This is a genomic window from Rhizobium acidisoli (genome assembly GCF_002531755.2).
GTDB lineage: Bacteria > Pseudomonadota > Alphaproteobacteria > Rhizobiales > Rhizobiaceae > Rhizobium > Rhizobium acidisoli.
In genome coordinates, this window is sequence record NZ_CP035000.1 from 206,687 (window position 1) to 227,397 (window position 20,711).

The window sequence follows — 20,711 nt, forward strand, 5'->3', positions numbered from 1 at the left end:
AGTTTTCCATATATATCAACGGCAACTTTGCATTCTTGTGCATTAGGTCGCGCAAAGCTATGAATGGAGTGAAAGGATTGCCTCATATGAATTCTCAGTTCGCTTCCACATTCGGCCTGACTGCCCCCGGTTTTCCAGCCGCGGCCGGCAGCACGGTCCAGCGCGTCTATGATGATCTCAGAAAGCGCATCATCACCATTCAGCTGCCACCGGACACCACGCTGTCGCGCACCGAGCTTACCGAGACCTATGAAGTCAGCCAGACGCCCATTCGCGACGCGCTGCAGCTTCTCAAACAGGAAGGCCTGGTGCGGATTTACCCGCAGTCCCGCACTGTCGTGACCAGGATCGACGTTCTGCAAATTTACGAGGCGCATTTCCTCCGCGTCGCGCTGGAATCGGAAGTCTGCCGCCGCCTCGCGACCGATCCTGATCCGGATCCGAGCGTCATCACGCGCGCCCGCTCGATCATCAAAATGCAGTCGGCCGTCGCCGACGACATCGACCAGGTTGCTATCTTCCAGGAGCTCGACGAACTCTTTCACCAGACATTGTTCGCAGGCGCCAAGCGCAGCAGCCTGCATCAACTGGTTCGCGAGCGGTCCGGCCATCTCGAACGCATTCGCCGTCTGCATCTGCCCGAAAAGGGCAAGATCACGAGCATTCTCGAGGGTCATCACGCCATCATCGACGCGATTGCCGCCCGCGACGAACAGGGTGCCGTCGATGCGATCCGCGAGCATCTCAGCCGCACAGTCGCAAAAGTCGAAGACCTCAGGAAGGAGTTCCCGGACTACTTCGTCTGACCCCGCCGCGCTCCTGCTTTCCGCCGGGCTCAATTGACCGGCGTCAGCAGCGGCTTGCCTGCGAAGAAGGCCGCAAGGTTGTCGACCGTCAATTGCGCCATCCTGTCGCGCGTTTCCTCGGTGCCGCTGGCGTGATGCGGATAGAGCACAACATTATCGAGTGTTGCAAAGCGCGGATCGGGATTGGGTTCGTTCAAGTAGACATCGATGCCGGCCGAGGCGATCCGCTTTTCCTGCAAGGCTCGGATCAAAGCCGGCTCATCGACCACGGTGCCGCGGGCAATGTTGATGAAGCTGCCGGTCGGGCCGAGCGCGTTCAGCACCTCAGCCGAAATCAACCCTTCGGTTGACGGCCCGCCCGGTGTCGCGACAATCAGGATATCGGCCCAGTCCGCCAGTTTTACCAGCTCGTCGAAATAGGCAAAATCGTTGCCGGCTTTTTTCGTCCGCCCGGAATAGCCGACCGTCAGCCCGACAGCTTCGCATCGCCTGGCAATCGCCATACCGATGCGACCGAGACCAACGATCCCGGCCCGCTTTCCCGACGTCGACGTCGTCAGCGGCATCATGCCCTTGCGCCCCCAGTCGCCGGAACGAACATAACGGTCCCCTTCCGGCAGGCGCCGTCGCGCCGCCAGCATCAGGAGCAGCGCCGTGTCGGCAACGTCGTCGCACAGCACTTCGGATGTGTTGGTGAGTTTGATGCCGCGCCGCGTCATCGCCTCGACATCCATCTGATCGTAGCCCGCCGAGGAACAGGCGGCCAACTTCAGTGCCGGCAATTTCGCAAGCAGCGTCTCATCGATCGTCACATGGCCGTTGCAGACCAGAGCCGTGCAGATCGGGCCGGCTTTCTCAAGCAGAGCATCCCGCTCTTCGCCTTCTGCAAGATCCAGCCGGTGCAGCGTATAGGTTTCCTCCAGCACTGCCATCTGACGGGACCGGAGCGGATAGGCGACGATGACATCGGGCTTCATGCGGGAACAAGTCCTTCCTGTATGCGGCGTGTGGCCCGCCTTGTGGCCTGGATTTCCGGATCGGGATCGAGGCCGGCGGCAAGCAGCGCCTGGGTGTAGGGGTGGGAGGGCGCGTTGAAGATCTGGTCCACCGGCCCTTCCTCGACAATCTCGCCGGCCTTCATGACGATGACGCGATCGGCGAAATCGCGAACCACCGGCAGATCGTGCGCGATGAAAAGGTAGGACAGGTTGAATTCGCGGCGCAGGCCGTCGAGCAAGGCAATTACCTGCGCCTGGATCGACACGTCGAGCGCCGAAACCGCCTCGTCGCAGATGATCAGTTTCGGCTCCATCGCCAGCGCGCGGGCAATGGCGATGCGCTGGCGCTGGCCGCCGGAAAATTGATGCGGATATCGATCCGCCATCTCCGGTTTCAGGCCGACCTTGACCAGCAATTCGGCCACCCTCTCCTTCCATCTCGCTTTCGGCAGGATATCCGGGTGAATGACCCAGGCCTCGGAGATCAATCGGAATACGGTCATCCGCGGGTTGAGCGACTGCGTCGGGTCCTGAAAGACCATCTGCAAATCGCGACGCAGCCCGAATATTTCCCTCGGGGTCATCGCCAGCAGATCGCTGCCGCGGTAGAGCACCTTGCCCTCCTGCGGATCGTCGAGACGAACGATCGCCCGGGCAAGGGTCGACTTGCCGGAACCGCTCTCGCCGACAACCGCGACGGTCTCGCCTGGCATGATGACGACGTCCACGCCTTTCAGGGCCTGGAATGCGCCGAAACTCTTCTTCAAGCCGATGGCGCGCAACAGGGGCTCGCCTTGCCGGTCACGCTCTTGCGCCATCGCGCCCTTTCCGGGTGCGGCGGCAATCAGCTTTTTCGTATAGGCGTTTTGCGGGTTGCGATAAACTTCGGCCGCATTGCCGGTTTCGACGACGCAGCCTGAATTCATTACTACGACGCGGTCGGCGATCTCGGCGACGACGCCGAGATCATGCGTGATCAGCAGCAGACCCATTCCGGTTTCCTGCTGCAATTCCTGCAGAAGTTCGAGCACCTGTGCCTGCACCGTAACGTCTAGCGCCGTGGTGGGTTCATCGGCAATCAGGATGTCGGGCTTGCAGGCGATCGCCATGGCGATCATCAGGCGCTGCCGCTGCCCGCCGGAGAACTGAAACGGATATTTTCGCATTGCCGCCTGCGGATCGGTGATGCCCACCCGCTCCATGAGTTCGAGCGCCCGGGCCCGGGCCTGCTCCGCGGACTGACCGTGCGTGGTCATCATCTCGGTGATTTGCCAGCCGACCGTGTAGACCGGATTGAGATGGGCCAGCGGGTCCTGAAAGATCATGGCGATCCTGGCGCCGTTGATCGAACGCCGCTCCTCAGGCGTCATTGTCAGCATGTCGCGCCCATTCAGGAGAATGGTGCCGCTGGTGATCTTGCCGGGCGGCATGTCGATCAGGTTCATGATCGCCGAGGCGGATACCGACTTGCCAGAACCGCTTTCGCCTAGGATTGCCAGCGTCTCGCCGCGATCGAGATGCCAGTTCACGTCCTGCACCGCCTTGACGGTGCCGCCGAGCGTGTGGAACTCGACCGAGAGGTTACGAACGTCCAGAAGATGTTCAACCATTTTTCTTGCCTCTCATTTCCCGGCCTTTCATTTCAAGCCGCCAGCGTTGCGTCGGATCGAGCGCGATGCGCAGCCAGTTCGACAGAAGATTGAGCGACAGCGTCGTCAGGATGATTGCAAGGCCGGGCCAGAAGGACAGCCACCAGGCATTGGTAAGATAGGGCCGCCCTTGAGCAACCATGAGACCCCAGGTGATCTCAGGCGCCTGAATGCCAATCCCCAGAAACGACAGTGAGGATTCCGCAAGCATGACGAAAGCGAAATCAAGCGTGGCGATGGTCACCAGCGTCGGAAAGATCACCGGCAGGATGTGTTGGAAGACGATGCGCCGGTCCGATGCCCCCATGACCTTGGCCGCCTGCACGAACATCCGCTCGCGCACCTCAAGCACCTCGGCGCGGGCGGTGCGCAGATAGATGGGTATCCGGGTAATCGCCAGGACGAGGACGATATTGGTGACCGAGGGTTCGAGCATATAGAGCACGATCACCGCCAGAAGCAGCGACGGAAAGGACATGATGACGTCGCCGAGGCGCATGATCCATTGTGCGGCGGAAGAGCGGCTGTAACCGGCCACCAGACCGAGCGCCGTGCCGACGACTGAGGATGCAAGCACCGCCGCCGCGGCAACCAGCATGGTGTTTTGCGCCGCCACGACGACGCGGGCCAAAAGCGGCCTGCCCAGCGCATCGGCGCCAAGGATGTAAAGCCATCCGCGGGTGATATCGAAGGGCGGCGCGTTTCGGCCCCGCAGGTTCTGCTTGGTGGCGATGCCCTCCAGCAGAAACGGGCCGAACAGCGCACAGAGAAGAACGATCAGCAGGAATAGAGCGGCAAAGAAAGCCAGCTTGTCCGCCCACAGCATGGTCAGCCAGCGCCCGATCGGGCCGCTCGGTTTTTTCTCGATGAGGATTTGTGTGTCGGTCATCGCCATCGCTCAATACCGGATGCGCGGATCGAGCAGCGCATAGGCAATGTCGATCAACAGGTTCATGATGAAGATCGCCAATGCCGAGACCATGATGACGGCCAACACGACGGCGAAATCGCGAAGCAGGATGGAATCGATCATCAGCTTGCCGATTCCCGGAAAACCAAACACCGTCTCGACGACGACGGCACCGTTCAAGATGGCGGCTGCCTGGTCGCCGATGACGGTGATCACCGGCAGCATGGCGTTGCGCAATCCGTGAACGAAGATGATCGAGTTGGAACGGACGCCCTTGGCGCGCGCCGTCTTGACGTATGCGGAAGACAGAACGCTGATCATCGAGCCGCGCACCACCTGCAGGATCAGGCCGAAGGGCCGGATGAACAGCACGCTGACCGGCAGGACCCAGTGCCAGAAGGTTCCCGTTCCGGATGTCGGCAGGACATGAAGTTTGACGGCGAAAATGACGATCGCCACGATGGCAAGCCAGAAATCCGGGGCCGCAGCACCGATCAGCGAGAAGAAGGTGGCAAGACGATCGAAGACACCGCCGACGCGAAACGCCGCGAGCGAGCCAATGACGATCGCAGCAACCGTCACCAGCGTCATGGTGATGACAGCCAGCCAGAAGGTCCAGACGAAGGCCTCCAGCACGACATCCATGGCAGGACGAGCCTGCCGCAGCGACTGACCGAAGCTGCCCTGCGCGAGATCCGCAACATAACGGCCGAACTGGATGATCAACGGGTCGTTGAACCCGTTCATTTCGCGGAATTGCTGGCGCATTTCCGTGGTCGCATCAATCGGCAGGTAGAGATCGGTCGGATCGCCGGTGAGCCGGGACAGGAAGAACACGATGACGATAAGCACCACGAGCGATACGCCGCTGGCGATCGCGCGTTTGCCGATGAAACTCTTCATGCCACTCCTCCCGAGTGAAACCCATAGGGACCGTTCGCCTGGTCCTCGCGTGTCCGCCGTCATGTTCCCGTCGACAAGCGTGAACTGAAATATTAGTGCATCTAGAATTTTTGTGAACCCCCTTTCTCAAATCGTCAGCTCTTATCGACCGGCGGCTTCCGTCTCCACGCCATACCGCCCGTGCCGATGATGGTTGCGCCAATGATGACTGCCGCGCCGATCCACGTCTGAGGCGCAGGAATTTCCGAGAAAAACAAAAAGGCCATCAGCGCCACCACCGGCAGCCGGAGAAAGTCGAGTGGCGCCAGAACGCTTGCAGCCGCCATGCCGAAGGCGCGGGTGATCAGCGTCATGTTAAATGCCCCGAGGGCCCCTTGCATGGCGAGCAGCCCGAGTTGGCTCCAGCTCGGCATCGACCAAACCGGCAGCATGACGATCAGGCCAAGCGGCACCGTCGTGATCAGGTTCCATGCAACCAGCCGGTCCGCGCTGTCCCTCAACGCCATTCGCCGCAGCATCAACTGGCTGGCCGCCGTCAAGACCGCTCCCGCCAGCGCAAAAAGCAGCCATTGGTCGAAACCGGACGCTCCAGGGCGAATGATGATCATGACGCCGATAAAGCCTGCCACGATGCCGGCGACGCTGGAAACGCCGACACGCTCCTTGAGCACGAGCCATGCACCGAGAACGAGAAACATCGGCATGGTGAAATTGATCGCTGTGGCATCGGCCAGTGGCGCATGCGCAAAGGCGATGAACAAAGCAACCAGCGAGGCAAGCTTCAGACCCGCACGCACGACATGCAGGACCCGGTAGGGAGAGGCTCTCAGACCAATGCGAGACACGATCCACGGCGAGACGGCGAGGAGCCCGAAAAACGACCGGAAAAAACCGATCATCAATGGATGCACATCGCCGGCCAGCGAACGCACGATGATTGCGTCGAGACTGTTCAAAAAGGCGGCCGCCACCATCATGCAGACGGCAAGGCCTGTGCGACCGGGCTGCATTCCATTTCTCCTGATCGACGAGTGCAGCCCATGCCATATCGGTCGTTCGATACCGCAAGCGCGCTGACCAGCATCTGCAGCCACGGTCTTATCGCGATCCGCCAGCGGCCGTCTACACTAAAATACAAATATATTAGTTTTAAAAAATGCGAGCTGAGTGGCTTCACGTGGCAACGGAATTTCAGGGTTGCAAGAATCGAGGGAACACATTCTACGTCTGAGAATGAGCCGCAAAACGACCCATGCTGGAGAAAATCACGCCGTCCATCCTCTAGGGAAGGCCGGCTATATCTCCTCTGCCCGACAGTTCCGGCGGTGCCTGACCTCCTCACCACCGAATTAGCGGCCAGATGTAACCGCGACATCCCTCCCAGCTCTCGGGCCTTCAGAGCCGGACGGAGAGGTCCGGGAATTTCACAACCCCACGTCTAATTACTCCATAAGGATATTTTCATGAAGCATATGCGCAATCTTCGCCTGATGATGGCAAGCACTGCCTTCCTGGCGCTCGCCGGCCCTTCCTTCGCGCTTGACGGCGCTGATATGATGAAAAAGCTCAATGCAGCTACCAGTGCCGGCGGCACTGTCATCACCTTCGAAAAGGCTGATGTCGATGGCGATACGGTAACCGCGACGGGCGTCCAGGTGGGATCTGCGAGCCTGCCCGGCGATACTTTGAAGATCGGCGAGCTGACCTTCGAGGGCGTCGAAGAAACCGAAGGCGGCGGCTATCACGCCAAAACCGTCTCTTTACCGGATATCGACATGAGCCAGGAAGAAGGCCGTTTCACCGCAAAGGACATCGCGATCGCGGGCCTGACGATTCCGGCCAATGCCACGGGCGAGACGCTGAACGACATCCTCCTTTATGAAACGGTCAGCACCGGGCCGATCGCTCTCAACGTCAAGGGCAAGGACGTGTTTGCCATCGAGGGCATCGAGTCGAACCTCGAGCGCCAGGATGGCGGCTTTACTTATGACGCCAATGTCGCCGGCCTTAAAGCCGACCTGTCGCAGGTCGAGGATGCGAGCGCGAAGGACGCGATCGACAAACTCGGGCTGGCCACGATCGACGGCACGGTGACGATGAAGGGCAGCTGGGAAGTCGATAGCGGCAAGATCGCTGTCGACGAATACGCTTTCGACTTCAAGAATATCGGCCGGCTGAATATCGCCGTCGACTTCTCCGGCTACACGCTGGCCTTCGTCAAGTCGCTGCAGGAGGCGGTGAAGACCGCCGAGGCCAATCCGAACAAGGAAGAGGCCAACCAGGCCGTCGGCCTTGCGATGTTGGGACTGATGCAGCAGCTGACGTTCAACAGCGCCTCGATCCGTTTCGACGATGCCTCGATCACCAAGAAGGCACTCGACTATGCCGGCGCCCAGCAGGGCGTCACAGGCGACCAGCTAACGCAATCGCTGAAAGGTCTTGTGCCGATCATGATGGCGCAGCTCAACCTGCCGGAGCTGCAGAACCAGGTATCGGCTGCCGTCAACACCTATCTCGACGGGCCGAAGAACCTGACGGTCAGCGCAGCACCGGAAAAGCCCGTTCCATTTCCGATGATCATCGGCGCGGCCATGGGTGCGCCGAATACCATTCCGTCGGTCCTTGGCGTCAAGGTCACGGCGAACGACTAAGCTGACGCTCCAGCAGCTGGAGGCGGGTTCGGACCTGCCTCCAGTTCCGTTTCCCCAGCCGGGGTTCGGCGATTTCCTGGAATTGCTCTACAGCTCGTCGCTGCGACGCCTCACGGCGTGCTTCAGCGCGATCATGTGTCTTCGCCGCTCCAGCATATAATCGGCATAGCCGACGCAGAAAAACAGCAACGTCGGGCCGGCGTAGATGATGATCAGGGCCAATGCGATAAGGATGAATGCGGTCGTCATGATCTTGTTTCCATCATATTGGTCGTGCCGCATTTAAGCGGCGACAGCGGATAGGCCCTCATCTCGGCTTTCCCTGTCCTTATTTGATGAAAATTCGCCGGCTTCCTATTCGTTCCGTCCCCGATCGATTTCCATTCGCGCCGCGGAGGCGAAGCGCGGCCTTTCCTCCCGCATCGCCGCCGTTACGCGCTTGAGCAGCGGGACCGACAGCAGATCCTCCAGCAAAACCGAAAGCTTCGGCTTCCAGTTCGGATAGCTGTCGCTGGTGCCCGGAATGTTGGTCGGCGCTTTCTCGTCGGTGAGATCGGCAAGCCGCACCGATGTCAGAAGCGATGGAGTGCGCGCAATGAAACGATAGGCGCTCACCGTCAGATCTTGCAACGCTTCCTGGCTTGCCCGCGCCGCCGTGAGCCGGGGCGGCACGTCGAGGCCAGCGGCGTTGAAGACCGCTTTCAGATACCTCCGCTCGCGCTTGCGGTGTTTGAGATGTTCTTCGGTGAGATCGGGCGGCACGATACCGTGTTCACAGCGATCCTGAATGTCGGCGCCGCGCCACCAGCCGGCAAGCGTCTGGTGGTCATGCGTCGAAATGCAGGCGAGCGCGAGGACCGGATAGGCATCGGCGGGCTTGAAGCCCTTCTCATCCTGTTCATAGGAAAGGATCCGGTAGGAGAGAATGCCGGCAGTAGCCAGATCCTCTTGCAAGCCTTCAGGAATCATTCCGAGGGACTCCCCGATGACAAGGCATCGATGTTCAGCGGAAACCTCGGCGAGGATCTGCAGCAGCCGGTCCTCGGGATAGCGGACATAGGCGCCGCTATCCGGCCTGCTGCCTAGCGGAACCAGGAAAAGGCGGCGGATCGCCGGGGCGTGATCAATACGAATGGCGCCCGCGTAGCGCATGGCGGTGCCGACCATGCGCCGGTAAGGCGATATCTCCCCTCCGGCAATTTCGGATGGCAGGTATCCGGCGAGGTGCCAATCCTGCCCATCGACGGCGAATGGATCGGGAGGACTGCCGATCGTCGCCTGCGAGACATAGATATCCGGCTCGCTCCACGTCGCCGAGCCGTCGACCGCCTCCCCGACGGCAAGATCGAGATAGAGCCCTATCCTGAGGCCGGCCTTGCGCGCCCGATCCGCCGCCTGCTTCAGCTGGCGGTGGGCGAGCCATTGCAGCCACATGTGAAAGCGAACGTCATCTGCATGCTCGCGTTCGAAATCGCCGACAGCGGCGCTGTCGAAGCGCTGCAACTCGGCCGGCCACCGCTGCCAGCCGGCGCCCGCCCCGCGCTCGACCATGAAAGCGGAGAGGCATTCGAACAGCGCATGCAGCCGAAGGCTGTCGCCGCCTTGCGCGACAAATGCGTCGAAATCGGCCTCGTCGTCAACACGGCGTTGTCGCCGCGCCGACCAGAGATCACGAAGGGCTCCAAGCTTGGTCCGCGCGACGCCGATGTAGTCGACGAGATCGCATTGGCGAAGGCGCTCCAATTCCTGTTCGAGTTTGGGATTGCCGGCAAAGCCCGGCACTTGATCGACCGCGATATAGAACGGGTTGAGATGCTGGCGGCTTGACGGTTCATACGGGCTGCAGCGGTCGGGATCGGCGAGGAATGGCGCGTGAAGCGGGTTGAGACCGATGAAATCCGCCCCCAGCGATCCCGCCAGATCGGCCAAATCGGCGAGATCCTGGAAGTCTCCTATGCCCCAGTTGCGTGCAGAACGGAGCTCGTAAAGCTGCAGGCTCACGCCCCAGACCCGTGTGTCGGATAGGAAATCCGGCAGAAAAGACACCGGGATCTTCCTGCCATCCGGCTTGGCCTTCCGCCGCGGCTCACCGGGCTCTTGATCCTCCGTCAGTTCAATATTCAATGCCGAGAGTATTTTGCGCTTAGTCGCGGCTGAGATCACCACTTCCCGGTTCTCGGGGCTGGGCCTTGTCAGGCTGATGCCGTGGCGGCGGGCGAGTTTGTCGAGCTCTGCGGATTTCATCATTCGACCCTTTCCTCCCAGCGTCCTCACGCCTGGCTCAGGCTCCAGATCACTGCCCAGGGCGCCAGATCGCCGCCGTCGCGTCCGCCGAGATGGAATATCGTCTCATCGTCCTGCTGTTGTGAATCGAGCGCCGCCGCCTCGTCGCCGAGGTTGGCACGCAGATGAAGATGCCGGCCTTCCGCCAGGGACCAATCCACTGCGATCGCATTTCCCGTCGAGCGGTAAACGGCGTTTCCAGACGTCACACCTTTCAGCAAAGGAACGATCTTCCGGTGCCGGAGGTCGAGCAACATTTTGTAGAAATCGAGGATCTCGGAGGAAGCGCGTTTCGACCAATCCAGTTTGGCCGCAGCGAAGGTAGATGGCGCCGTCGGGTCGAGAAGGTCGTCGGCATCGAAGCCCGGCAGACGCGAAAGCTCCTCACGACGGCCTTTCCTGACCTTCTCATTCAACCCCTCGTCGAAATCGCAGAAAAACGGGAAAGGCTCTGCAGCGCCCCATTCCTCGCCCATGAACAGCATCGGAATCTCGGGCGCCAGCAGATAGACGGCGATGACGGCTTGGACGGCTTCGGCCGGGCTCGACGCAATGACCCGGTCGCCTAGCGCCCGATTTCCGATCTGATCATGGTTCTGGATGAAGGAGATGAAAGCCGTTGGCGGCAGGTGAGCGCTCGGCCGGCCCCTGTTCCCGCCGCGATAGGGCATATGTTCTCCCTGGAACACGAAGCCTTCCGCCAGCGCCCGGCCGAGCTTGCCGGCGTCACCGGCGTAATCGGCATAATAGCCGAAGGTTTCGCCGGTCGCAGTGATATGCAGCACGTGGTGCACGTCGTCGTTCCACTGGGCGGTGAACAGCGTCGCTGCGCCCTTTTCGTCACGCTTCAATAAGTCGCTGTCATTCTCCTCGTTTTCGACGATCAGATGAATGTGCCGGTCGACAGCCGCAGCCCTGACGCGGCGGGCAAGTTCGTGAAGCAGATGCTCGTCGCTGTCGTCCTTGATCGCGTGAACGGCATCGAAGCGGAAGCCGTCGAGCCTGAATTCGGTGATCCAGTAGATGGCGTTCTCAATGACAAATTCGCGGATCATCTGCGATCCGTCGCCGTCATAGTTGATGCCGTGGCCCCAGGGTGTCTTGTGATGGTCGGTAAAGAGCGGCGCATAGGACGGGATATAATTCCCGTCAGGCCCGAAGTGATTGTAGACCACATCGAGGAACACCGAGATGCCGCGCTGATGCGCTGCATCGACCAACGCCATGAAATCCTCCGGCCGGCCGTAGCTGCTGTCAGGAGCATAGGGCAAAACGCCGTCATAACCCCAGCTATAACGGCCGGGGAATTCGCTGACCGGCATAATCTGCAACGCCGTGACACCCAGTTCCCTGAGATGATCGAGCCGCTCGATCGCAGCTTCGAAAGTCCCCTCCGGCGTGAAGCAGCCGATATGCATCTCGTAGACGACCATCTCTTCCCATGGCCGGCCGGTCCAGTCACTCGTCTTCCAGCGATAGGACAGGTCGACCACTTCGCTCGGACCGTGCACATCCTGTGGCTGGAACCGCGACGCAGGATCGGGAATTTCAAGACCGTCCGGCAGAACGAAGCGATAGCGCATGCCGGCATGGGCATTCGGTACCGTGCATCGATGCCAGCCATCTTCCGCCGCCTGCATCGGCCGCGGATCGGTGCCTTCGATCTTCAACGATACGCTTTCATGCAGGGGAGCCCAGAGCCGAAACAGCATACCGTCTTCAGTGAATGCGGGGCCGAACGTCATATTGGTCAAGGGAAAGCCTTCGGTGAAGTGAGGATGGGATTTGGGTAACTTCTGCAGGAGCAAAAAGTTTCGTCCGCACGCGGAACACGCGAAAGCGGCCGCCGTCACCGGATAACATATCACTGGCTTACGAGAGGCCGCCTCAATCGAGCCAAGTCGATGGCTCGCGCATCCCGTGGACAATCACGACAATTTCAGCGCCATATTTCGTGGGCTCATAGATGGCGATGTAGCGCCCTTCGATAACCAGACGGGCAGCTGGGCTGACATCCGGTCGAGCAGGCCCCATTTCGGGATGGGTGGCAACCAGCTCGAACTTATCGAAAAGCTTTTGCAGGAGCCTGTCCGCTGCCGGTTCGTTGTGAACGGCGATATCACGCCAGATATCTCGCATCTGACGCTGCGCACGCGGAGGCAACTTGTATTTAGCCACGGGCTGCGCGTTCTGCTTTCAGCTCTTGCAGGAAGCGGGCGGGATCAACCTCTTCGGGTTCGCCGCTAGCTTTACCCTCAGCATACTCCCGCTTGAGTTTTTCCAGCTCAAGCGCGCGAATTTCCTCACGCTGTTCCAACAGCCTCAGGCTATCGCGCACGACCTCGCTGGCGCTGGCATAGCGCCCGCTTTCGACAAGCTCTCGGACAAGCCCTTCATAGCGGGGGCCAATATTGTAGCTGGAGGGCATAGCGATACCTTTCGTTGAAGCGATATTATCAGTTTTTGATAAACGCTACAAATAGAACTGGCCGCTGGCACATGATTGCAAGACGCTTCGACCTTCACGCCGCCGCGACTTTGCCCGAGAGTGCCTTGTCCATCGCCGCCTGAAGCTGTTCCTGGGTGAAGGGCTTGGTCATCCTGAGCATCCGGCCGAGACCGTGGTCTTCGGAAAATTCAGCATAGCCCGAGGCGAGGATGATCGGCAGGCCTGGGAAGGCCGAGCGGAGATGGCGGGCAAGCTCGGCGCCAGTCATGCCGGGCATCGCATGATCGGTGATGACGAGATCGCAATCTGGTCCGTCGGCAAGGAGTTCCAGGGCCTGCGAAGCGGAAGACGCCTCGCGCGGCAGGTGTCCGAGATCCTCCAGCATCGCCACGGTTCCCGTCCGGACAAGCGCATCGTCGTCGACGACAAGAATGGCGAGCGGCCGTGATACCGGGTTCAGGGCTTCCGTCGCGGGAGGCTCGACGGCCGGCTGCGTCTTGACGAAGGCTTCTGCGACGGGCAGCCAAAGGGATACTGTCGTGCCCTTGTCTCTCGCGCTCGATATCTGGATCGAGCCGCCGGATTGCGCCGCCAGGCCATGCACCATCGACAGGCCGAGACCAGTGCCCTTGCCGACTCCTTTGGTGGTGAAAAACGGTTCGGCGGCGCGAGCGACCGTTGCCTCGTCCATGCCCTCGCCATCATCCGACACCGATATCCGAATGTAATTACCGCCCGCGAGACCGGCCGGCCGAGCTTCTTCGGCGGCTGCCGCGGCAACCGTCACGGCGCCGCCGTTTTCAAGCGCGTCGCGGGCATTGACGAACAGGTTGAGCAGTGCCAGCTCCAGTTGGTTGCTATCCACCAGAAGCGGCGCCAGATCCGCCGGAATGCGCTTGTGGATTTCGATGCGCGGCCCCACCGCCTTGGCGAGCAGATCCTCAACGTTTTCGAACAGCCTGAGGAAATCGACCGCCTGCGGCTTGAGCTCCTGGCGGCGGGCGAAGGCAAGCAGTCGCTGGGTCAGCGCCGTGCCGCGCTCGGCCGCCTGGATCGCATTCGTCAGCAGACGTTCGCTGCGTTCATCCGCCGGAAGCCGCTTCTTCAGAAGGCCAAGGCTGCCAAGCACCGCCATCAGAAGATTGTTGAAGTCATGCGCCACCCCACCCGTCAGGTGACCGATCGTGTCGAGCTTCTGCGCCTCGAACAGCTGCGCCAGCGCCTCCTCGCGCTCCCGCGTCCTTTGATCGATCCGGTGCTCCAACTCCTCGTTAAGCTCCCGCAGCTGAGCAGCTGAGGCCTCGAGTTCGGCGGTGCGCTGGCGAACCCGAGCCTCCAGTTCCGCATTCAGCCGTTCGAGTTCTCGCGTCTTCCTATAGAGATCGGCAAAGACCCTGACCTTGGCTCTCAGCACCTCGGGCACGATCGGGACGGAGACGTAGTCGACGGCGCCCACCGCATAGCCGCGCAGCCGGTCGGGTTCGGCCAGCATCACCGCGGAAACGAAGATGATCGGCGTGTTCTGATAGCGCGGATGCTGCCGGATCATGCCGACAAGCTCGAAGCCATCCTGTTCCGGCATGCAAACATCGACGAGGATCACGGCGATTTCGGTGCGCAGCAGGTGCTCGAAAGCTTCGCGCGCCGATTGCGCCTTGATGAGGTTTTCCTCGAGTTCTTCGAGAATGACCTCGTAGCTCAGTAGTTTCGCAGGCTGATCGTCGACGAGAAGGATGTTGACGGGGTTCATGATCGGATCCTCAGCGGTGCAGCCACATGCGAAGCGCCGACAGAAGCTGCTCGGTATTGACCGGCTTCGCCAGGTAATCGGATGCGCCCGCTTCCAGGCATTTCTCCCGGTCGCCCTTCATCGCCTTGGCCGTCAGCGCCAGGATCGGCAGCCGCCGGAACCGTGGCTCCGAACGGATGACCTGCATCGTCTCGTAGCCGTCCATTCCCGGCATCATGATATCCATCAGCACGATCGCCACCGAAGGCTCGTTGTTGATGACGTCGATGGCTTCGCTGCCGGTCGTGGCCGTCAGCACCCGCATTCCCCGGCGTTCCAGCACGCTGCTCAGCGCAAAGATATTGCGGGCATCGTCGTCGACGAGCAGCACGGTTTCGCCGACGAGATCCTCATCCGAGCTGTGCAGTTCCTGCAGGGTGGCCTGTTTTGCCGCCGGCAGGTCGACGACGACCCGGTGCAGGAACAGAGCCGTCTCATCGAGAAGACGTTCCGGAGACTCGACGCCCTTCACGACGACGCTTCGGGCCATGCTGTGCAGCGTCGCATCTTCCTCTGGGGAAAGCTCTCGGCCGGTGAAGACGACCACCGGCACCTCACCGATCTCGGCGTCGTCGCGTATCTGCTCCAGGACGTCGAAGCCGGACATGTCAGGCAGCGAAAGGTCGAGCACCACGCAATCCGGCGGATCCTGCCTGAGGGCGGCAAGCGCTTCCGATCCGGAACCGACACTTGTGATGTCGATGTCGTCATGTCCGAGAAGCGCGGTGACGCTCAGCCGCTCGGCCTCATTGTCTTCCACCAGCAGCAGATGCTTGCGGCGCGGTTGCGCATAGGCCTTCAAACGCGACAGCGCCTTGCCGAGGCCCTCTGGCGTCGTCGGCTTGCTCATGAATGCGAAGGCGCCACGGGTCAGCCCATGCTGGCGATCCTCGTCGAGGCTGATGATCTGCACCGGGATATGCCGCGTCTGCGGATTCTGCTTGAGCTGGCTAAGCACCGTCCAGCCGAGCATATCGGGCAGGAAGATGTCGAGCGAGATCGCCGCCGGCCGGTAGTCCTGCGCGAGTGACAGCGCATCGCTGCCACGCATCGCCACCAGAACCTTGAATCCGCTGTCACGGGCAAGATCGACCAGGACACGGGCATAATGCGCATCGTCCTCGACGATGAGAAGCACCGAATCGCCGGCCGCGATCTGGTGGCGATCGTCTGCCACATGTTCGATGGTCTTCTCGGCGCGGCGGCTCGCCGCCGCCTCGGCGAACTCCACGACATTGGCCGACGGAAGGGACTTCGGCGCAACTGCGCCGGCACCGACATAGGTCAGCGGCAAATAGAGGACGAAGGTGCTGCCGACGCCCGGCGTACTGCGCAGCTGGATCTCGCCGCCCAAGAGGTTTGCCAGTTCGCGGCTGATCGCCAGCCCGAGACCGGTGCCGCCATACTTGCGGCTCGTCGAGGCATCCGCCTGCTGGAACGCCTCGAAAATGATGCGCTGCTTTTCCGGCGGGATGCCGATGCCGGTGTCGACGACTTCGAAGGCGATGACCGAAGGCGCGTGCCGGAGCGACGGATGATCCGGCGACCAGCCGCTCGCTGCCAACGCGACGCGAAGCGTCACACCGCCTTGCGCGGTGAATTTGAAGGCGTTCGACAGCAGGTTCTTGAGGATCTGCTGCAGCCGCTTCGAATCCGTGATGATGCTCTTCGTGACATCACCGCCGATCTCGACCGCGAACGACAGGCTCCGGTTTTCCGCCTCGTGCCGGAATGGCCGGGCCATCACCTCGAGCAGGTTGCTGACGAAAATCTCCTCGGCATCGACCGAAACCGTTCCGGATTCGATCTTCGACAGGTCGAGGATATCGCTGATCAGGTTCAAGAGGTCGGTTCCGGCGCCGTGGATCGTCTTGGCAAATTCGACCTGTTTGCCCGACAGATTGCCGTCGGGGTTTTCGCCGAGCTGCTGGCCGAGAATGAGAATCGAATTCAAAGGCGTGCGCAGCTCGTGCGACATGTTGGCGAGGAATTCGGATTTATACTTCGATGTCAGGGCCAGCTCGGTGGCCTTTTCCTCCAGCGCGCGCCGGGCCTGCTCGATCTCCTGGTTCTTCGCCTCGACTTCGACGTTGCGTTCCTCGAGCTGCTGCGCCTTCTGGCCGAGCTGCTCGTTGGTCTGCTGCAACTCGCGCTGCTGCGTCTGCAGCTCGGCGGCGAGTTTCTGCGACTGCTTGAGCAGGCCTTCGGTCTGCATGGTCGCCTCGATCGAATTGAGGACGATACCGATCGACGTCGTCAGCTGGTCGAGGAAGGACAGCTGCAACTCGGTGAATTCGCCGGCGGAGGCCAGCTCGATTACCGCTTTCACCTGTCCCTCGAAATGCACCGGCAGCACGATCGCGCTTCGCGGCAGGGTCGTGAACACGCCGGAACTGATCGGAACGACATTCTCGGGAAGGTCGGTGACAAGGATTCGGCGGGCATCACTGGCGCACTGGCCGACAAGTCCCTGGCCGAAATCGAGCCGCGGCGGATGCGCCGCCTCGACCCCTTGCGCATAGACCGACAGAAGCGACAGGAACGGCTGTTCCTCATCGGCGTCGACCTGGTAGATCACCCCCTGATGAGCGCTGACGAGCGGCGCCAGCTCCGACAACAGCAACTTGCCGACCAGCGTCAGATCGCGCTGGCCCTGCAGCATGTTGGTGAAGCGGGCCAGGTTGGTCTTCAGCCAGTCCTGTTCGGTGTTGCGCTCCGTCGTCAGGCGCAGGTTGTCGATCATCGTGTTGATATTGTCTTTGAGCTCGGCGACTTCGCCGCGCGCATCGACCTTGATCGAGCGCGTCAGGTCGCCCTTGGTGACGGCGGTCGCCACCTCGGCAATGGCGCGCACCTGCGTCGTCAGGTTGGCGGCAAGCAGGTTGACGTTGCCGGTGAGATCCTTCCATGTGCCGGCCGTGCCCGGAACATTCGCCTGGCCGCCGAGACGGCCTTCCACGCCCACCTCGCGAGCCACCGTCGTCACCTGATCGGCGAAGGTCGCAAGCGTATTGGTCATGTTGTTGATGGTTTCGGCGAGCGCCGCCACCTCGCCCTTGGAGGCGACGGTGAGGTTCTGCTTGAGGTCGCCGTTCGCCACCGCCGTCACCACCTTGACGATGCCGCGCACCTGTTCGGTCAGGTTGGCAGCCATGACGTTGACGGTGTCGGTCAGGTCCTTCCAGGTACCGGCCACTCCAGGCACCTGCGCCTGGCCGCCAAGCTTGCCTTCGGTGCCGACTTCGCGGGCGACGCGCGTCACTTCGCCGGCAAAGGCGTTGAGCTGGTCCACCATGGTGTTGATGGTGTTCTTCAGTTCGAGGATTTCCCCCTTCACGTCGACGGTGATCTTGCGTGAGAGGTCGCCGCGCGCCACGGCGGTCGTGACTTCGGCGATGTTTCGAACCTGGGTCGTGAGGTTGGCGGCGAGCAGGTTGACGTTGTCGGTCAGGTCCTTCCAGGTGCCGGCAACGCCGGGAACGACGGCCTGACCGCCAAGCCTGCCATCGGTGCCGACTTCGCGCGCCACGCGCGTCACTTCACCGGCGAAGGAGCGAAGCTGGTCGACCATGGTATTCAACGTATCCTTCAGCAGCAGGATTTCGCCGCGCACGTCGACGGTGATTTTGCGCGACAGGTCGCCATTGGCGATTGCGGTCGCCACCTCGGCGATGTTGCGCACCTGCGCCGTCAGATTGCCGGCCATCGAGTTGACACTGTCGGTCAGATCCTTCCAGGTGCCGGCGACGCCGGAAACCTGCGCCTGGCCGCCGAGCTTGCCTTCGGTGCCGACTTCGCGGGCGACACGCGTCACCTCACCGGCAAAGGCGTTGAGCTGGTCCACCATCGTATTGATGGTGTTCTTCAGTTCGAGGATTTCCCCCTTCACGTCGACGGTGATCTTGCGCGACAGGTCGCCGCGCGCCACGGCGGTCGTCACTTCGGCGATGTTGCGCACCTGGCCCGTCAGGTTGGAAGCCATGGAATTGACGTTCTCGGTCAGATCCTTCCAGGTGCCGGCGACACCCGGCACCTGCGCCTGACCGCCGAGCTTGCCTTCGGTTCCGACTTCGCGCGCGACGCGCGTCACTTCGGAGGCGAAGCGGTTCAGCTGGTCGACCATGGTGTTCAGCGTTTCCTTGAGTTCAAGGATTTCCCCCGAGACCGAAACGGTGATCTTCTTCGACAGGTCGCCATTGGCAATCGCGGTCGAGACCTCGGCGATGTTGCGCACCTGCGCCGTCAGATTGCCCGCCATCGAATTGACGCTGTCGGTCAGATCCTTCCAGGTGCCGGCGACGCCGAGCACGTTGGCCTGGCCACCGAGCCGGCCTTCTGTGCCGACCTCGCGCGCCACACGCGTCACCTCGCCGGCAAAGCCGTTCAGCTGATCGACCATCGTGTTGATGGTCTCCTTCAGCTCGAGGATCTCGCCCGACACGGTGACGGTGATCTTCTTCGACAGGTCTCCCTGGGCGACGGCGGTGGCGACTTCAGCGATGTTGCGCACCTGCCCCGTCAGGTTGGAAGCCATGGAATTGACGCTATCGGTCAGATCCTTCCAGGTGCCGGCGACGCCGCGCACATTGGCCTGGCCGCCGAGCCGGCCCTCGGTTCCGACTTCGCGGGCGACACGGGTGACTTCCGAAGCGAAGGCGTTCAACTGGTCGACCATCGTGTTGATGGTTTCCTTCAGTTCCAGGATTTCGCCTTTCACGTCGACGGTGATCTTCTTCGACAAGTCGCCATTGGCAATGGCGGTCGAGACTTCGGCGATGTTGCGCACCTGTGCCGTCAGGTTTCCGCCCATCGAGTTGACGTTCTCGGTCAGATCCTTCCAGGTGCCGGCGACGCCGCGCACATTGGCCTGGCCGCCGAGCCGGCCCTCGGTGCCGACTTCGCGGGCGACGCGGGTGACTTCCGATGCAAAGGCATTCAGCTGATCGACCATCGTGTTGATAGTCTCCTTCAGCTCGAGGATTTCCCCCGATACCGTCACCGTGATCTTCTTCGACAGGTCGCCATTGGCGATGGCGGTCGACACCTCGGCGATGTTGCGCACCTGCGCGGTGAGGTTCGAGGCCATGGAATTGACGTTGTCGGTCAAGTCCTTCCACGTGCCGGCGACACCCGGCACCTGCGCCTGACCGCCGAGCCGCCCTTCGGTGCCGACTTCACGCGCCACGCGCGTCACCTCGCCGGCAAAGCCGTTGAGCTGGTCGACCATCGTGTTGATGGTTTCCTTCAGTTCCAGGATTTCGCCCGAGACGTCCACGGTGATCTTGCGCGACAGGTCACCGCGCGCGACCGCCGTCGTCACCTGGGCAATGTTGCGCACCTGGGCCGTCAGATTGCCGCACATGGCGTTGACGGAGTCGGTCAGGTCCTTCCAAGTGCCGGCGACACCCGGCACCAGCGCCTGGCCGCCGAGCTTGCCTTCGGTGCCGACCTCGCGGGCAACACGCGTCACTTCTGAAGCGAAGGAGCGCAGCTGGTCGACCATGGTATTGATGGCCTCCTTGAGCTGCAGGATTTCGCCGCGCACGTCGACGGTGATCTTCTTGGAAAGGTCGCCGTTGGCAACCGCGATCGTCACTTCGGCGATGTTGCGGACCTGCGCGGTCAAGTTCGACGCCATCGAGTTAACGCTTTCGGTCAAGTCCTTCCAGACGCCGGTCACTGCAGGCACCTGCGCCTGTCCGCCGAGTTTTCCGTCCGTGCCGACCTCGCGGGCAACGCGCGTCACCTCGGAGGTGAAGACGCTCAGCTGTTTGATCATCGTGTTGACGATATCGGCCGATCGCAGGAACTCGCCCTTGAGAGCCCGTCCGTCGACGTCGAGCGGCACTGTCTGCAGCAGATCACCCTTGGCGACTGCGGTGATCGTGCGGGTGACGGCCGTCGTCGGCCACAGGAGATCGTCGATCAGGCCGTTGATCGATCCCTCCATCTCCGACCAGGACCCGTCGGACAGGCCGAAGCGTACCCGCGTGCTCGTGCGCCCATCCCGGCCGACGACCTGGCCGACATGTTCCAGCTGCTGGGCCATGCGCTGATTGCCGGCGATAATGTCGTTGAGGGCATCGGCGATCTTGCCGGTGACGCCGGTCAGATCCGATCGCATCCGCACGGAAAAGTCACCGCGCCGGACCGCAACAAGGACCTCCAGAAGCGCGCTGGCGTCATCGAATGCCATGGTTTTGTGGTCATGGCCATTGAGGCTGTCTGCCGCAACGACATCGCGCGAAAATTCACTGGTCTGCTTGCTCACGA

14 protein-coding genes are annotated in these 20,711 nt (G+C 61.6%); 2 read left to right on the top strand and 12 right to left on the bottom strand.

Annotated features, from left to right (window positions below; all coding sequences use genetic code 11):
* Nucleotides 1-86: 86 nt before the first annotated feature.
* The gene (locus tag CO657_RS26640; protein ID WP_003591308.1) at nt 87-806 is read left to right on the top strand and encodes a GntR family transcriptional regulator; all 720 of its coding nucleotides are present in this window, start codon (nt 87-89) and stop codon (nt 804-806) included.
* Nucleotides 807-835: 29 nt separating this feature from the next.
* Here the strand turns inward: CO657_RS26640 and CO657_RS26645 are convergent, their stop codons facing one another.
* The 5 genes from CO657_RS26645 to CO657_RS26665 all read right to left on the bottom strand — a co-directional run bounded on the left by CO657_RS26645 (nt 836) and on the right by CO657_RS26665 (nt 6,276).
* Nucleotides 836-1,783 (bottom strand): 2-hydroxyacid dehydrogenase, encoded by a 948-nt coding sequence (locus tag CO657_RS26645; RefSeq protein WP_054183945.1) that lies wholly within the window; start codon nt 1,781-1,783, stop codon nt 836-838.
* A complete protein-coding gene (locus CO657_RS26650) occupies nt 1,780-3,414 on the bottom strand; it encodes an ABC transporter ATP-binding protein (RefSeq protein ID WP_054183944.1) in 1,635 nt (544 codons plus the stop codon). The genes CO657_RS26645 and CO657_RS26650 overlap by 4 nt, the downstream gene beginning before the upstream one ends.
* The gene (locus CO657_RS26655; RefSeq protein WP_197283899.1) at nt 3,407-4,348 is read right to left on the bottom strand and encodes an ABC transporter permease; all 942 of its coding nucleotides are present in this window, start codon (nt 4,346-4,348) and stop codon (nt 3,407-3,409) included. Before CO657_RS26655 ends, CO657_RS26650 begins: the two co-directional genes overlap by 8 nt.
* A gap of 3 nt (nt 4,349-4,351) precedes the next feature.
* Nucleotides 4,352-5,266, bottom strand: a complete 915-nt coding sequence (locus tag CO657_RS26660; protein WP_054183943.1) for an ABC transporter permease — start codon at nt 5,264-5,266, stop codon at nt 4,352-4,354.
* A 134-nt stretch (nt 5,267-5,400) separates the two neighbouring features.
* Entirely contained in the window at nt 5,401-6,276 is an 876-nt protein-coding gene (locus tag CO657_RS26665) for a DMT family transporter (RefSeq protein WP_054183942.1), read from the bottom strand.
* Nucleotides 6,277-6,729: 453 nt separating this feature from the next.
* On the opposite strand from CO657_RS26665, the gene CO657_RS26670 reads away from it, so the two are divergent.
* On the top strand, nt 6,730-7,917 hold the full coding sequence (locus CO657_RS26670) for a hypothetical protein (RefSeq protein WP_054183941.1): 1,188 nt from the start codon (nt 6,730-6,732) through the stop codon (nt 7,915-7,917).
* A gap of 87 nt (nt 7,918-8,004) precedes the next feature.
* Here the strand turns inward: CO657_RS26670 and CO657_RS36935 are convergent, their stop codons facing one another.
* From CO657_RS36935 to CO657_RS26700, 7 genes are all read right to left on the bottom strand, one after another.
* The gene (locus tag CO657_RS36935) at nt 8,005-8,166 is read right to left on the bottom strand and encodes a hypothetical protein (RefSeq protein WP_003591297.1); all 162 of its coding nucleotides are present in this window, start codon (nt 8,164-8,166) and stop codon (nt 8,005-8,007) included.
* A gap of 105 nt (nt 8,167-8,271) precedes the next feature.
* Nucleotides 8,272-10,161: a 4-alpha-glucanotransferase gene (malQ, locus tag CO657_RS26675; protein ID WP_197283903.1), complete on the bottom strand. Its 1,890-nt coding sequence runs from the start codon at nt 10,159-10,161 to the stop codon at nt 8,272-8,274.
* A 26-nt stretch (nt 10,162-10,187) separates the two neighbouring features.
* Nucleotides 10,188-11,945: a malto-oligosyltrehalose trehalohydrolase gene (gene treZ / locus CO657_RS26680; protein ID WP_054183974.1), complete on the bottom strand. Its 1,758-nt coding sequence runs from the start codon at nt 11,943-11,945 to the stop codon at nt 10,188-10,190.
* A gap of 142 nt (nt 11,946-12,087) precedes the next feature.
* The gene (locus CO657_RS26685; RefSeq protein WP_054183939.1) at nt 12,088-12,378 is read right to left on the bottom strand and encodes a type II toxin-antitoxin system RelE/ParE family toxin; all 291 of its coding nucleotides are present in this window, start codon (nt 12,376-12,378) and stop codon (nt 12,088-12,090) included.
* Complete coding sequence (locus tag CO657_RS26690) at nt 12,371-12,628, bottom strand: type II toxin-antitoxin system ParD family antitoxin (protein WP_003591288.1); 258 nt, start codon at nt 12,626-12,628, stop codon at nt 12,371-12,373. The genes CO657_RS26685 and CO657_RS26690 overlap by 8 nt, the downstream gene beginning before the upstream one ends.
* A gap of 94 nt (nt 12,629-12,722) precedes the next feature.
* Nucleotides 12,723-14,399, bottom strand: a complete 1,677-nt coding sequence (locus CO657_RS26695; RefSeq protein WP_054183937.1) for a response regulator — start codon at nt 14,397-14,399, stop codon at nt 12,723-12,725.
* Between the two features lie 10 nt (nt 14,400-14,409).
* Nucleotides 14,410-20,709, bottom strand: coding sequence for a HAMP domain-containing protein (locus CO657_RS26700; protein WP_054183936.1), 6,300 nt, complete (start codon nt 20,707-20,709; stop codon nt 14,410-14,412).
* Nucleotides 20,710-20,711: the final 2 nt, after the last annotated feature.